The sequence below is a fragment of the Peptococcus niger genome (assembly GCF_900101835.1).
GTDB lineage: Bacteria > Bacillota > Peptococcia > Peptococcales > Peptococcaceae > Peptococcus > Peptococcus niger.
Window position 1 is genome coordinate 43,578 of the sequence record NZ_FNAF01000006.1, and the last position, 15,415, is coordinate 58,992.

Annotated in this window: 14 protein-coding genes; 2 read left to right on the plus strand and 12 right to left on the minus strand. The window is 46.7% G+C overall.

Features of this window, described 5'->3' with window-relative positions:
* Positions 1–10 precede the first annotated feature (10 nt).
* The 8 genes from BLQ16_RS05935 to BLQ16_RS05970 form a co-directional block, all read right to left on the minus strand.
* On the minus strand, positions 11–388 hold the full coding sequence (locus BLQ16_RS05935) for a DUF3801 domain-containing protein (RefSeq protein ID WP_091791829.1): 378 nt from the start codon (positions 386–388) through the stop codon (positions 11–13).
* Positions 389–528: 140 nt separating this feature from the next.
* Entirely contained in the window at positions 529–1,029 is a 501-nt protein-coding gene (locus BLQ16_RS05940) for a Csac_0668 family 2Fe-2S cluster-binding (seleno)protein (protein ID WP_200781890.1), read from the minus strand.
* 431 nt (positions 1,030–1,460) lie between these two features.
* Positions 1,461–3,374 carry a lysine--tRNA ligase gene (gene lysS / locus BLQ16_RS05945; protein WP_091791830.1) on the minus strand — a complete coding sequence of 638 codons (1,914 nt, stop codon included), beginning with the start codon at positions 3,372–3,374 and terminating at the stop codon, positions 1,461–1,463.
* Between the two features lie 8 nt (positions 3,375–3,382).
* On the minus strand, positions 3,383–3,859 hold the full coding sequence (gene greA / locus BLQ16_RS05950) for a transcription elongation factor GreA (RefSeq protein ID WP_091791831.1): 477 nt from the start codon (positions 3,857–3,859) through the stop codon (positions 3,383–3,385).
* A 291-nt stretch (positions 3,860–4,150) separates the two neighbouring features.
* Positions 4,151–6,601, minus strand: coding sequence for an ATP-dependent Clp protease ATP-binding subunit (locus BLQ16_RS05955; RefSeq protein WP_091791832.1), 2,451 nt, complete (start codon positions 6,599–6,601; stop codon positions 4,151–4,153).
* Positions 6,602–6,605: 4 nt separating this feature from the next.
* The gene (locus tag BLQ16_RS05960) at positions 6,606–7,736 is read right to left on the minus strand and encodes a protein arginine kinase (RefSeq protein ID WP_159428007.1); all 1,131 of its coding nucleotides are present in this window, start codon (positions 7,734–7,736) and stop codon (positions 6,606–6,608) included.
* Positions 7,672–8,277 carry a UvrB/UvrC motif-containing protein gene (locus tag BLQ16_RS05965; RefSeq protein ID WP_091791834.1) on the minus strand — a complete coding sequence of 202 codons (606 nt, stop codon included), beginning with the start codon at positions 8,275–8,277 and terminating at the stop codon, positions 7,672–7,674. The genes BLQ16_RS05960 and BLQ16_RS05965 overlap by 65 nt, the downstream gene beginning before the upstream one ends.
* A 5-nt stretch (positions 8,278–8,282) precedes the next feature.
* On the minus strand, positions 8,283–8,771 hold the full coding sequence (locus BLQ16_RS05970; protein WP_159428008.1) for a CtsR family transcriptional regulator: 489 nt from the start codon (positions 8,769–8,771) through the stop codon (positions 8,283–8,285).
* Positions 8,772–9,089: 318 nt separating this feature from the next.
* On the opposite strand from BLQ16_RS05970, the gene uvrC reads away from it, so the two are divergent.
* Both uvrC and BLQ16_RS05980 read left to right on the plus strand, forming a co-directional pair.
* Positions 9,090–10,964, plus strand: a complete 1,875-nt coding sequence (gene uvrC / locus BLQ16_RS05975) for an excinuclease ABC subunit UvrC (protein WP_159428009.1) — start codon at positions 9,090–9,092, stop codon at positions 10,962–10,964.
* Positions 10,965–10,991: 27 nt separating this feature from the next.
* Entirely contained in the window at positions 10,992–11,333 is a 342-nt protein-coding gene (locus BLQ16_RS05980) for a phage holin family protein (protein WP_091791837.1), read from the plus strand.
* 76 nt (positions 11,334–11,409) lie between these two features.
* Here BLQ16_RS05980 and BLQ16_RS05985 read toward each other — a convergent pair whose 3' ends face one another.
* From BLQ16_RS05985 to BLQ16_RS06000, 4 genes are all read right to left on the minus strand, one after another.
* Positions 11,410–12,315: a LysR family transcriptional regulator gene (locus tag BLQ16_RS05985; protein WP_091791838.1), complete on the minus strand. Its 906-nt coding sequence runs from the start codon at positions 12,313–12,315 to the stop codon at positions 11,410–11,412.
* A gap of 37 nt (positions 12,316–12,352) precedes the next feature.
* Positions 12,353–13,744 carry a sodium:solute symporter family transporter gene (locus BLQ16_RS05990; protein ID WP_091791839.1) on the minus strand — a complete coding sequence of 464 codons (1,392 nt, stop codon included), beginning with the start codon at positions 13,742–13,744 and terminating at the stop codon, positions 12,353–12,355.
* 13 nt (positions 13,745–13,757) lie between these two features.
* Positions 13,758–14,699 carry an agmatinase gene (speB, locus tag BLQ16_RS05995; protein WP_091791840.1) on the minus strand — a complete coding sequence of 314 codons (942 nt, stop codon included), beginning with the start codon at positions 14,697–14,699 and terminating at the stop codon, positions 13,758–13,760.
* A 485-nt stretch (positions 14,700–15,184) separates the two neighbouring features.
* Positions 15,185–15,388, minus strand: coding sequence for a hypothetical protein (locus BLQ16_RS06000; RefSeq protein ID WP_091791841.1), 204 nt, complete (start codon positions 15,386–15,388; stop codon positions 15,185–15,187).
* Between the last annotated feature and the right edge of the window lie 27 nt (positions 15,389–15,415).

A 15,415-nucleotide genomic window follows, 5' to 3' on the forward strand; every position in this document is an offset into this window, starting at 1 on the left:
TAACACCTCATTAAAATAAATCTTCTAGCCTTTTCCAGTTTTCATTATTCATTTCTTTTGTGTAGTTTGTATTGTTAATATAAAGTCTTGTATCTTTATCTCTAACAAACCCCCAAGTTATTTTACGCCTATATGCGTAATCCTTAAAAGCATAGAATTTATTTTCGATTTGCTCATCAATATTTTCCAGCTGACCTTTCTTTACCATATCCTTAAGTTTCCTTGAATTAGTTTTTCTTTTTTCACTAATATAATCTGCAAGTGGTTGGCTTTTTTCATCGGCATCTTTTATAATCTTTTTCATAGCTTTTAAAATAGCCTTTGCTGAATACTGAGCCACTTTTATCTCAATATTTATAGCCTTATTATTAACTTCATCATTTACCATATAGGTGACCTCCTTTCCGGGAAAAATAAAAAAGCGGCCCAGACTTTTACATCTGAACCGTTAAAATTTTAATTCTATAGTTTTTATTATTTTTAATTTTATTACTGTTGTGACGTACTTTATAAATTATGTTTCGCAAACTATTGTTTGCTTTTTAATGCCTTATTGATGGTTTCTTGAATAAAAGGACTACAGCATTTTCCCAAAGGATTGTTAATTTCGCACTTTCCATTTTTCATTGCCCCTGTAAGTCTAATAATATCTTTAATATTCTTTGCACCATCATCTAAAACAGCGTTTATAATTTGTTGCTCTGTAACTTGGTTGCAATAGCATATATATTTGGGATTTGCATCCTTTTTAAACCATATAGGAACTTTTACATCTTCCTTATAAAAAACTCTTTCATTGTTTAAGTTATAATACACGACATCACAATCTTCATTCATACATAAATAGTAAGTTTCTTCATCTACAACCTTTCCCATAAGGTTTTCTGATATCATATGCTTTACAGTTATATTCTTAACCTTTTCTCCTATTTTGTGACATTTGGGGCAATTTGCTTTTTCTTCCACTGTACCAGTGGTTTTTTGTATTGAACCTAAGCAAGATTGATTTATCTTATTTTCTTGACTCACTTTATTTCCTCCTGTCTAAATAAATATTATTTCTATAGTTAATCAGGATATCTAATACCTCTTTCAATGGATCTACAGGTTGCAGCTCTTTTTTAGTCTTCTTTGTTCATTTTTCTTTCTACCAATAAGTGCCATAATGGATATAAGAAATTACTATATTATTACCCCTTATCCGTTTTATTGTTAAGATATATTATATCATAAATAGGCTTATAAGTCACTTTAGCCTATTTTATACTTGTGCTTTCGTTAGTATTTATTGAGATAGTCCTGTTTTTTTATTTGTCCCACTTGGAACTGCTCCAAATCGCAAGACAAATATTCATTTACTAGTTTTACTTTAAATTCTTTTGTGTATTTTGGCATACAAAAACCCCTCCATCCGTATTCTGGATTTTGGGGTTCAGGTTATTTCATAATTAGCGTGTTCTTTAATATAATTTTGATCCTGCTGGAATATTATCATCCAACATTATTAAGTTTAGTTTTTCTTCTCCGTCGTACTCGCAAATTGCAGATATAATCATACCTTCTGAGTTGATTCCCATCATCTTACGAGGAGGAAGATTACAAATCGCAAGTAGTGTCTTTCCAATTAAGCTCTCTGCGCTGTAATACTCCTTAATACCAGATAAAATAACTCTTTCTTTTTCAGAACCATCATCTAATGTAAATTTCAAAAGTTTTTTTGATTTTGGAACTTCTTCGCAGTTCTTAACTTTTACAACTCTAAAATCAGATTTTGAGAATGTATCAAAATCAACCATATCTTCAAATAATGGCTCTACTTTTACTTTTGAAAAGTCAATTTTGTCAGGCGCTGACGGGGCGGCGGGGGCTTGTGTTTCTTTTTTCCCCTTGCCATCGGCCAGGGGTTTCATGGTTGGGAAGAGAAGGACGTCACGAATGGAATCGCTGTCGGTCAGGAGCATGACCATCCGGTCAATGCCGACGCCGAGGCCGCCGGTGGGGGGCATGCCGTATTCTAAGGCGTTGATAAAGTCTTCATCCATGGGGTGGGCTTCATCATCGCCGGCGCTTTTGGCTTTGACTTGTTCTTCAAACCGGTGACGCTGGTCAACCGGGTCGTTGGTTTCAGAGAAGGCGTTGGCGTGTTCTCTGCCGACGATAAAGAGCTCAAACCGGTCGGTCATGCGCGGATTATCCGGGTTGCGCCGGGCCAGGGGGCTGATTTCAACCGGGTATTCCGTGATGAAGGTCGGCTGAATCAGGGTTTTTTCAACGAATAAATCAAAGAGTTCTTCCAAGGCATGGCCACGGTCGGTGCATTTTTCTTTTTCAGCGCCTTTTTCAATGGCAGCGGCAATAAAGGCTGCATCATCCATATCCGCATGGTAATCCAAGCCGCAGGCGTCTTTAACCGCTTGGGCCATGGGCAGGCGCGGCCAGGGCCCGGCCAAATGCAGGTCGTGTCCGGCGCAGGTAATGTCTGTGGTGCCGAGCACTTCTTTGGCCACATGGATAAAGAGCCCTTCTGTAATGTCCATCATGGTGTTGACATCGCCAAAGGCCTGGTAGAGTTCCATTAAGGTGAATTCCGGGTTGTGGCTGGTGTCAATCCCTTCATTGCGGAAGACACGGCCGATTTCATACACCCGTTCCAAACCGCCGACAATCAACCGTTTAAGGTGCAATTCTAAGGCAATCCGCAGGTAGAGGTCAATGTCCAAGGCGTTGTGGTGGGTAATGAAGGGACGGGCGTTGGCGCCACCGGCAATCTGGTGCAGGATTGGGGTTTCCACTTCCAAAAAGCCGAGTCCGTCCAGGTAATGACGAACGGCCTGGATAATTTTGGTGCGTTTGACGAAGGTTTCACGCACATCCGGGTTCATGATCAGGTCGACGTAGCGTTGACGATAGCGCAATTCTACATCGGTCAGGCCGTGAAATTTTTCCGGCAGGGGGCGCATGGCCTTGGAGAGGTGGGTCAGCTTGACCACGCGGATGGACAATTCGCCGCGGTCGGTAATAAAGAGGGGCCCTTCCACGCCGATGATGTCGCCCACGTCAGCCTTTTTAAAAATCCAATGGTTTTCTTCCCCCAGGACATCCTGGCGGCAATAGATTTGGATGTTGCCGGTAAGGTCTGCCACATTGGCAAAGCCGGCTTTCCCTTGGCCGCGCTTGGCCATAATGCGGCCGGCAATTTTAACGTTTTCGCCGCTTTCTAAAAATGCTTCTTGATTGTCCAGGACATCCGCCACATGATGGGTCACATTAAAGCGATGCCCAAAGGGATCAATGCCCCGCTCGCGCAAGGCGTCCATTTTGTTCAGACGGACGTTGATGATTTGCTTTAAACCGCCCAGGTTTTCAGTTGCCATGAGTCCTCCTATTCATTTTGTACTGCAATGACCCGATAAAGCACATCGCCGACCGGGGCCGCCACCGTCACTTCATCGCCAACCACATGCCCTAAAAGCGCTGCGCCCAGGGGGGATTCGTTGGAAATACGGTTGTGCATTGGGTCCGCTTCAATGGTGCCGACAATGCGGTAATCTTCTTCTTCATCTAACTCAATGTCGATCACCCGGACCTTGGAGCCCACGTTAATTTTATCTTTATTGTCCTCGCTCTTACTGATAAGTTCGTAATTGCGCAATAGACTTTCAACTTTTTTGATCCGTCCTTCGATAAAGGCCTGCTCATTTTTAGCGTCATCGTATTCGGAGTTTTCGCTGAGGTCCCCGAAATCAATTGCCACTTTCAGACGATCGGATACCTCTTTCCGGCGAACGGTTTTCAAATGTTCCAGTTCTGCCTGTAAATCATCTAAGCCTTCTTGAGTAAGTAAGGTTTTATCTGCCATCTGTGTCCTTGCCTCCTACAGTTAAGGTTTTATCTCATAAAAAGGGCCGTGACCTTGTCACGACCAGTCATCAATTTTATAAGTATATATGTCTCCCGGCTTTTTGTCAAGAAGTGGGGCACATTTCGAACGAAACAAGAGACCCGTTTGGAGCCCGCCGGTTAAACGGCTTTCGCCAGGTGGGGCCGGGCTCGCGAGGGCAGGCCGCTGGATACAAAAACGCCCGCACCAGGGTTGGTGCGGGCGTTTTCTGATAGCCTCTTGTTTTTCAGCTCTGTTTTACTGAAATGCTTATTTTAAAACGATCTGCTTGTCAACGTAATCCACGGTAATGGTGGCGCCGTCGTCAAAACGTTTGGCCAAGATGGCATCGGAGAGGGGGTCTTCGATTTCGTTTTGGATGGCGCGGCGCAGGGGACGTGCGCCGTAATCGGGATCGTAGCCGACATCGCTGATGTGCTCTTGCGCAGCCTCTGTCAAGGTCAGGGTCAAGCCCATACCAGACAGGCGTTTGCGCAAATCGGAGAGCATTAAGCCAACGATTTCCGTCAATTCTTTCTTGTCCAAGGCGTGGAAGACGACGGTATCGTCAATGCGGTTTAAGAATTCCGGACGGAAGACTTTTTTAACGGCATCGAGGACTTTTTGCTTCATGCTGTCGTAGTCTTTTTTAGACTTATCTTCGCCCTCGCCCAGGGTGGCAAAGCCGAGACCGCCGGCGCCTTTGATTTCTTTTGCGCCAATGTTTGAGGTCATGATGATGACGGTGTTTTTAAAGTCCACCACCCGGCCTTGACTGTCGGTCAGGCGGCCGTCGTCCAAAACTTGCAGGAGCAGGTTAAAGACGTCCGGATGGGCTTTCTCAATTTCGTCCAGCAGGATAACGCTGTAGGGTTTGCGCCGTACCGCTTCGGTCAATTGACCGCCTTCTTCATAGCCAACGTATCCCGGAGGCGCCCCGGTGAGCCGGCTGACGGCAAATTTTTCCATGTACTCGCTCATATCGATGCGGACGATGTTGTCCTCATCATCAAAGAGGGCTTCCGCCAGGGCTTTCGCCAGCTCGGTTTTACCAACCCCGGTGGGCCCCAGGAAGAGGAAGCTGCCGATGGGCCGTTTCGGGTCTTTCAAGCCTGAATGGGCCCGGCGAACGGCCTTGGAAACAGCGGTGACGGCTTCATCCTGGCCGATAACCCGCTGGTGCAGAATGCTTTCCATATTGAGCAGGCGGTCGCTTTCTGTTTCGGTCAGTTTGGTGACCGGGACCCCGCTCCAATTGGAGACCACTTCAGCGACGTCTTCAGCCGTCACTTCTTCCGCCTTACCGCTTTGGTCTTTCTTCCATTCGCCCTGCATGGCGCTCAATTTTTCATTGGCAGCCTTTTCCTTGTCGCGGTATTCGGCTGCTTTTTCGTAGTCCTGAGCGGCAACGGCGCTTTCTTTCTCTTTGGCGTAGGTGCGAATATCATTTTCCAACTGCTTGACTTCCGGCGGCGCTGTGTAGGCCTTCAGGCGGACTTTTGAGCAGGCTTCGTCAATTAAGTCGATGGCCTTATCCGGCAACTGACGGTCGGCAATGTAGCGGTCGGACAATTGGACGGCGGCTTCAATGGCGGCGTCGGTGATGGTCACCTTATGGTGGGCCTCGTACTTATCCCGCACGCCTTTTAAAATATCGATGGCTTCATCGGTTGTCGGGGCACCGACAATAATCGGCTGAAAACGCCGTTCCAAGGCAGCATCTTTTTCAATGTACTTGCGGTATTCGTCCAGGGTGGTGGCACCGATCAACTGCAGGTCGCCACGGGCCAATTCCGGTTTCAGGATATTGGCGGCGTCTAAGGCGCCTTCTGCCGCACCGGCACCGACGATGGTGTGCAGCTCGTCAATAAAGAGAATGACGTTTTTACGCTGCTTAACCTCTTCCACGACTTTTTTCAGCCGTTCTTCAAAGTCGCCCCGGTACTTGCTGCCGGCCACCAAGTTGCTCAAGTTCAAGGTAATGATTTCTTTATCCCGCAGGAGTTCCGGCACATCACCGGAAATAATGCGCTGGGCCAGGCCCTCGGCAATGGCGGTTTTCCCGACACCGGGCTCCCCGATAAGGGCCGGGTTATTTTTCGTCCGGCGGACCAGGATCTGAATCACCCGGTCAATTTCTTTTTGCCGACCGATAACCGGGTCAATTTTCCCGTCTTTGGCGGCCTTGTTCAAGTTGGTGCCAAATTCTTCCAAGCCGCCACCGTTGCCCCCTTCTGAGGCCTGCCCGTCTCCACCGGGCACCTGACCGGCAGCCCCGTTTTGACCGCCTCCCAAGAGGGCGATGATCTGGGCCCGAACCTTATCGGCGGTAATGCCTTGGTTGACGAGCACTTGGAAGGCAACGCCTTCGCCCTCGCGAATAATGCCCAAGAGCAAGTGCTCCGTGGCAACATAATTGACGCCCCAGCGAACGGCCTCATCCTTGGCCAAGTCAAAAACCCGTTTTACCCGGGGCGTAATCCGCAGCTGGTTGGGGGTCACCGGTGCTTGACCGGGCTGGACCATCCGGTTGACGTCGGTCTTAATGCGGTCCGCATCAAGGCCGAGGGATTCCAGCGCTTTGGCGGCAACGCCTTGTCCTTCATCTATAATGCCGAGCAAGAGGTGCTCGGTGCCCACCGCCGGCTGATGCATGGCGATGGCTTCCTGTTGTGCCAATGCAAGCACTTGCATGGCTCTTTCTGTAAAATTATCCAACATAGGATCATGCCTCCTCTACCTGCTCGGAAGCAGGCAAGTATAGTTGATGTCTTATTTTTTTAGCGCGGATGGCATCACGGGTCGCGTCATCCGCTTCCTGGTCGGCACAAAGCATGAGGTAGCCGGGCTGGGCCAGAAGATAGGCCTTATCAACCTGGGCCACCGTCAAGGGCGCCAAGATGCCGACGGCAGCGCCCATCCGCAGGGGGGACAGCAGCTTGTAAGCTTCTGCCGAGCTCAAGCGCCGCGCATAAGCGCAGATGCCGTAATTGCGCCAGATTTCATCTTCCAAGGCCTGGCCGCGCTGCTTGTACAAGTGGTCGCGGGCATTACGTTCAGCGGCAATCAGCCGCCGTGCCGCCCCTTCCAAGGTTTTGATAATATCCTCTTCCGTGCGGCCCAGGCTCTGCTGGTTGGAGATCTGGTAAAAGTCCCCCACCGCTTCGCTGCCTTCACCGAAGAGGCCGCGCACAGCCATGCCCATTTGGGTGAATTGCTGGATGATGCCCAAACCGCCGGTTAGCCGCAGCCCCGGCACGTGTACCAAGACGGATGCCCGTAACCCGGTGCCGATGTTCGTCGGGCAGGCGGTCAGGTAGCCGAGCTTGGCATCAAAGGCGTAAGCGCTTTGCCGGCCCAGGGCATCGTCTAAGGCGTCTGCCCTTTGCCAAGCCTTGGCCAAATCCAAGCCCGGCGCAAAGGTCTGCAGGCGCAAGTGGTCTTCTTCATTGACCATCACGGCTGCCGCCTCATCGTCCGACAGCACCAGGGCCCGGTACCGGTCGTCATCCTGCGCATGGTCCGGACTGATCAGGTGTTTTTCAACCAAGACCTTCCGCACCAGAGCCGACTCGCGGCTGAGATCTATAAACTGGTAGGTCTTATTGTCATTGCAAAAATCGCTGACGGTTTTCCAAACGCGCAGGGCACTCTCCCGGTCTTGCCGATTGGGAAAGGGCTCTGCCTTAAAATTACGGGCCAAGCGGATGCGGGAGGATAAGACCACGTCTTTTTCAGGCCCTTCACCGGTGGTCCAAGGGCTTGCTTCCGCCTTGAGACGAGCGGCCAAATCAGGCATGCCCATCACCCGCTTCATCGCCATCTGCTGTTCCCGGTTCCGGCGCTTTTGCTTCATTTTCCTTCGCGCGAATTTCATCGCGCAATTCTGCAGCCCGTTCGTAATTTTCCGCACGAACCGCTTCATTTAATTGATCGCGCAAGTGGTCAACTGCGCGTTTTTCACTGTAGTCGGTGCTGACCCCTTCCGGTACCTTGCCCACGTGCTCAGTATGCCCGTGCAAGCGGCGCAGAAGCGGTGGAATCAGGTCTGCAAAATGCTGGTAACAATCGGCGCAGCCCAGCAAGCCTTCTTGCTGAAAGGCCCGCCAGGTCATCCCGCAGGACGGGCAAGGCAAGGGCTCTTGCGCCGTCTGCGCCGGCGTCCCGACACCTTCCGGGGCCCCGGTGAAAAAGCTGTTCATCATCTTGGCCAGGTTCAAGGGTTCCACGTTTTCATTAAAGAAAGAACCGAACCCGCCAAGAGAAGAAGTGGCCATCCCTGCTTTTCCCAGCGCCGCAGCACAGTCTCCGCAAAGATGTTCTTCCGTTTTTTGCCCATTGATCACCGATACCGTATGATAATTGGCTTGATTTTTATGACAGTGTTGACAAAGCATCTCTATCACCCTTTCTTCTTATTTGTGTGATGATCGTCAACGGTACAATTGGCAATTAAATGATGCAGCAAATGCGCTCGCAAGGCTGCGGCATCTATTTCAGGCGTGACCCGCATCACCCGGTCCTTAAACAGGGCTGTAAAAAGCCCTGCCGTTTCAGGTGACAGAATCCCTGCCTTGGCCAACCGTTTGAGAAGGCGTTCCCCTTCCCGTTCACCAATGGCGCCGCCCACCGCGTCAAGAAGTTCTTGCATGTCATCCCGACTCTCCAGCGGAATCGCCACAATGCGGACATAACCGCCGCCACCGCGCCGGGTTTCCACCAGATATCCGTCCAGTAAAGAAAACCGCGTTGCCAAAACGTAATTGATCTGCGATGGCACACATTCAAAGAGTTCAGAAAGCAGGCTGCGCTGAATTTCCAGCATACCTGCCTCCTGCTCCGCTAAACGCCTTTTTAGGTAAAGCTCAATTTCTTTCGATAAACTCGCCATGGGCTCACCTCCTGTCATTTGATGGATAAAGTGCTGTAAAAGAGTTTGATCTTTCCTGACGTTGATTATATTTTACCATCTTTGACCTTTCATGTAAAGGGGTAAGGTCAAAAAAGATCAAATTTATTTCTGATGATTGAATAACCCGCCAAGCCCCCTTTTAAACAGGATTTCAGAAAAAATGCCCTTATGCTACAATAAAGACAGCCCCTCTAATCTCAGCAAGCAAAAATAAGAGACCCCCATCGGGGGCCACAGACATACATATTTTTTTGTTTCCTCACTTTTTATGGATTTTAACGAAAGGAAATGCCGACAGTGAACGATCTTATTGAAGAAAAACTTGCTCAACTGCCCACCTCTCCGGGCGTTTACCTGATGAAAGATGCTGACCATCAAGTGATCTACGTCGGCAAGGCCGTCAACCTGCGCAACCGCGTCCGCTCTTATTTTCGCGCCCAGCCCCGTGAAGCGGTTAAGACCAAGGCCTTGGTCCGTCACATTGCCGATTTTGAATACATCGTCGTCACCAGCGAAACGGAAGCCCTCCTCCTGGAAATGAACCTCATTAAAAAATACAACCCCCGCTACAACATCAGCCTGAAGGACGGCAAAACCTACCCTTACGTCCGCATCACCAAGGAAAAATGGCCCCGGATTTTCGTTACCCGCAACGTCATTCGTGACGGTTCCCGCTATTTCGGCCCCTATCCCAACGTCTACGAACTCCGTGAAATCCTCGACATCCTCCGGCACAACTACCGCTGGCGCACCTGCGGCAAAACCCGGTTCAACCGCGGCGAAGCCTGCCTCAACGCCCACATTAACTTGTGCGACGCCCCTTGCGAAGGTGCCATCACCGAGCGCACCTATACCGCCATGATTGAAGAAGTCGCCCGCTTTTTCAGCGGTAAAACAGAAGGCCTGGAAGCCGAGCTCCGCAATAAAATGCAGGCCGCCAGCGACGTTTATGAATTTGAAGAAGCTGCCCGATACCGCGATCGTCTCCAAGCCATTGCCCGCTTAAACGCCCGGCAAAAAGCTGCCCTCTCCACAGATGATGACCGCGACATCGTCGCCATGGCCCGGAACGATTGGGGCGCCGTCGTCCAAGTCTTTTTTGTTCGTGGCGGGAAAATCCTGGGCCGCGAATCCTACCCCCTCCGCCAAATCGGCGACAGCAGCGACGATGAAATTTTCTCCAGTTTTCTCAAACAATTCTATTTAACCCAAGAACGCGTCCCCCCCACCATTTACATTGACCGGGAGGCCGCCGATACCGACACCCTAGCCGCCCATTTAAGCGAGAAACACGGCCACCGCACCATCTTTCACGTCCCCGTCCGCGGCGATAACAAGGCCCTGCTGGACCTGGTCCGGGACAACGCCAAGGAAGCCCTGACCAAGTGGCGGCTTTCCCAAGATGAGAAAAAAGCGCGGACAGAAGGCGCCCTTGCCGACCTGGCCGCCTACCTAAATTTACCTGCCCCGCCTGCCCGCATTGAATGCTACGATATTTCCAACATTCAAGGCAGCGATTCCGTCGCCTCAATGGTCGTCTTTGAAAACGGCCGTCCCCGCAAAGACCAGTACCGCCGCTTTAAAATTAAAACCGTCCAAGGCCCCAATGACTTTGAAAGCATGTTTGAAGTCATCAGCCGTCGCTTTGCCCACGCCAGCAAAGAACGCCAGTCCGACAAGGACCAGGGCCGCTTTTCAAACCTCCCCGACCTCGTCATCATCGACGGCGGCAAGGGCCAGCTCGGCTACGCCCGCCGCGCCATGACCCAGGAAGGCTACGAGGCCATCCCCACCTTCGGCCTAGCCAAGCAGGAAGAAATCCTCGTCCACACAGATGGCAGCGAAACCCGCATCCCCCACGATACCGCCGCCCTCTACCTCATCCAACGCATCCGGGATGAAAGCCACCGCTTTGCCATCACCTACCACCGGTCCCTGCGCGGCAAACGCCAGCTCGCCAGCATTTTAGACGATATCCCCGGCATCGGCCCGAAACGCCGGCAATCCCTATTGACCTACTTTGGCTCTTTTAGTAAAATTCAAAGTGCAGAAGTCGGTGAATTGGCCAAGGTGCCCGGCATCAGCCGGGAATTGGCCCAAGGCATTCACGACTACCTTCGCACCCACCAAGATTTACAGGCACGCCTGCGTTTAAAAAACGCCCGTCCCTAAGCACCTTTACGAAAGGATGTCACACGCATGAAATCATTTATCGTACGCCTGGGCGCCTTTGCCCTGGCCCTTTACCTCACCGCAACCTTAGTGGATGGCATATACTTTGACTCCATCGCCGCCGTCATCATGGCCGCCGTCGTCCTGTCCATATTAAACGCCATCTTACGCCCCATCCTTATCCTACTCACCCTCCCCGTCAACATCCTCACCCTGGGGCTATTTACCTTTGTCGTCAACGGACTCATGCTGAAAATAACCTCATTCCTCGTCCCGGACATGGCCGTCAGCGGCTTCTGGACCGCCACCCTAGGCGCCCTAATCCTCACCGTCATCTCCAGCATCATCACCTGGGTCGTCTCGGAATAGTCAATACATGAAAAGACAGCGAACACGCCTAAAAGCGTGTTCGCTGTCTTTTTACCCTTTATATTCAATTTTCCACTTATAGATATTCTTCTTCAATCAACACACATTTGAGAATTTCAATAAACGATGATATCTTTTCTTTCGAACCATATTTTTTACTGTACACAACACCAATTTGTAAATTCAAATCAGCATTAGATACATTCAACATTGATATATTCCCCGATTCAATATAGGCATCATGGCGAGTCACAAATTCCGGAAAGAAAGCAACATAATCACTCCGAGAAATAATGCGATGCATTGATTCATTATTATCAACACATAGTGATATTTTCGGTTTCCCATAAGAACGAGTCAAATGAGTTAATAAATCATATTCTTTTACATATTCATTTTTGTAAGTAACGTGTTTTAAAGATAATGCCTCTTCTATTGTAAGTTCTTCTTTACAATACATAGGATGATGTTTTCCAACAAACAAAACATACCGGCTTGCAAATAACGGCTCATAAGCTAGTCCCGGAAAAATTGGAAACCCATCCGTAAAAATAACGCCAATATCCGAATGTCCACCTTGAATCTTAGCCTGAACTCCTTCTGAATCATCTGATATGATATCCAGCATTAAATCATGATTTTTTGCTTCCAAATATAAAATCGTATCTGCTAAAAGAGTATCAATTAATGACGGAAGAGAAGCAATCCGCAACGATACCGCTTTTGAAGATTGACTTGTCAAAATTCTGATATCTTCTAAAAGCATCAGCAAATCATGAACTTTGTAAAACACCTGCTCACCAACACATGTCGGTGTTACGCCCTGAACACCTCTATTTAACAATTTAACAGAAAGTTCATCTTCTAAATTTGTAATTGCCGTGCTAAAAGTTGACTGAGTTACAAAATTTTCTCGTGCCGCTGTTGAGATTGAGCGATATTTCACCGCTTCGGAAAAATATTTTAGCTGATTGAGATTCATCAGCTCACCTCCATTACCGGCAATTATAAATACTCCTCTATATCAATTTATTCTCCCATTCTGTTAATTTTTCAGGGTCTTCCGGCTCCGTTATCAAACTGATTACAATAATACTGACTACACTGATAACTATTCCAATCATAATCGGCGCAGTAGAAGATGTTCCCCATTTTATCATAGAACAAACCACTGCAAAAAAGCTCATGACCATAGAGCCGCAAGCTCCTTTCCAATTGGCACGCTTCCAAAAAAATCCCGCGATAACCGGCACAAATATACAACCCGAAAGAATCGCATATGCGATATCTAAAGCGGTTAAGACACTTTGAATTGCAACAGAAAGAGCAATAACAGTTCCACCGACCGCAATAACCATGACTCTCGTTCTCGCTATTTTCCCATTATCTAAGCGCAATATATCGTTAAGTATCAACGTGGACGATGCAAGCATACAACCCGAAATCGTCGATAAAAAGGCACTCATAATACCAGCAAAGACCAGCCCGCGAAAGCCTGCTGGTACAATTAATAATACAGCTTCAGATAAAGCATTTTGCGGATCAATCCCCGGTGCCAAAGAAAATGCAAACATTCCGGCAAAGGTCATTGCAATAGCCCACAGGATTGTATAAATACCCCCTATAACAGTCCCACGTTTTGCGACAGATGAATTTTTTGCGCCAAATACCCGCTGCCAAATATCTTGTCCAATAGCTAACCCCAAGGCAAATAAAATAAACCATGAAAATATCTTATGGACACCAACCGCTCCAATATCGAAATATGATTCTGGCAAAGTATCTTTAAGCCCCGCTATCCCTCCAACTTTAGAAAAACCTTGTGGCAACAAAATAAAAAATATCGCTATCGTCATAATGGTAAATTGTATCGTATCAGTTAGCGCGATAGAAGTCATTCCACCTAGCAATGTATAGGCCAAAGCAATACCTGCAGCAATAAAAATAGCAAGTTTAAGCGGCCAGCCCATCATAGCGCTAAATGTTACACCAAGCGCAATCGCATTGGTAACGGCCACCATCATCGTATAAAATGCCGAAATGATAGCACTAATCATACCAGCTTCTCTTTTATAGCGCAACGTGAGCATATCACTGATTGTCAATATCCGTAAATTCGACAGCTTAGTTGATAAAAGAAACCCCAGCGACAGTATTCCTACACCAAACATCGTAACCATCCACACCGCTGAGATACCATTATTAAATGCTTGAGTAGCGGCTCCGAAAGTGGCACCACCGCCTATGACTACAGTCGTAATACAGGCTACATATATTGGCAACGGTAAATGGCGACCTGCAACTAGATAATCTTCTTGATTTCCCGCACGTATTGAACCCAAAATACCAGAAGCCACAATCACAAGCAAATAAGCAATAATGATAATATAATCAATACCTACAATTCTCATACCACTCACCTTCTTAAGATTTTGAAAAGGCTATTAATGAAATCATATCAAAAATGATTCCACAAGCGGCATAGGCAGTAATCTGTCCCGGCGAGTCATATGCGGGCAAAACTTCAACCAAATCTGCTCCAACAATATTCAATCCACGTAACCCCTCAAGCATCAATCGTTGTGCTTCAAATGTATTAAATCCACAAATTTCCGGTGTTCCTGTTCCAGGTGCATATGCCGCATCCAAGAAATCGATATCAAAAGAAATAAATATTGGTGTATCTTTTAATTTTCTCTGAAGAGAATCAATAAGATTTTCAAATCCCTCTAAGCGAATACGCCAGTTAGACCATTGCTCTACGCCATTTTTAACTGCAAAATCAAATTGATTTTTAGCATATAACGGTCCACGCAAACCAATTTGAAAAGACTTATCTGGAATAATCAAATTTTCTTCAATTGCACGTCTAAAAGTTGTTCCATGATTATATTTTTCACCAAAATATAAGTCTCCTGTGTCACTATGTGAATCAAATTGAACCAAAGCAACAGGACCAGTCTTACGTGCAATTGCCCGTAATTCTGCAAGTGTAATTGAGTGATCCCCCCCTAAAGCAATAGGAGTTGCCCCTTTTTCTATTAACGGAATGAGTTCTTGTTCAATCGAATCATATGTTTTTTCAATATATCCTGGGACCACAAGCAAATCCCCAACATCTGCAATATTGAGCACATCCTGTACATCAATATCTAAAATAGGATTATACGGTTTAAGAATCGCAGACGCTTCACGAATTTTTTGAGGACCAAAGCGACTTCCAACACCAAAGCTACTCCCTGTATCGAACGGGATACCATAAACAAATGCGTCCAAATCCGATGTTGATGAAACATAAGGTAATCTCATAAATGTCTTAATACCTGAGAATCGAGGAGAGTTCAAAGAATCAATATAGTCTTTCATTAATATTCCTCCTTAATAATTATTTATTTTTTCTATGATAATTATCTAGTCTTAAAATCACTTTGTCCATCAGAAGAAAATTATACGCATATAAATTTATTGAATATTGAATTTAATTTATCCATTTTAATTTTATTAAGTCAAATAATTTCTCATTTTAATTATTTTGACGCTGAAAAACAAATTGTCTATTTAAATACTTAAATCAGAAAAATTCGAAAACTTTGTGACTGTCAAAATATCAAAAGAACAGACATTGTTTTTCCAAATTTTAAAATACCATTATAAAAGTAGAATAATCAAAAGAGTCTCGTAGAAATAAAAACCACAAAAGGAATATACAATTATAAGTTATTTCAACCTTTATTTATATGAAGCTAAAAAATAAAGATACATCCTATCAGGAATTAACCTATTTTTAGGATGTATCTTTTTATATAGCCACTTTTCAATATCCATCAAATTGTAAAATTTTTGAACTTAATTTATTCAGTTTTAGCTTTTTTAAATTTTACTCCCCATGCCATAAAGAAACATGCAAATCCAATCATAAAAACGCCATAGCCGTTTAGGTCTTTTATATAACATATCACCGCAAGGATAACACACACTAATGTGAGCAAAGCATTTAAAACAACTATAAATTGAGCCTCTCTTTTTTTTAATTTCTTATTTTTCCCTTTCTTCATTCTGTCCATTCTCCTGACACCTATTGC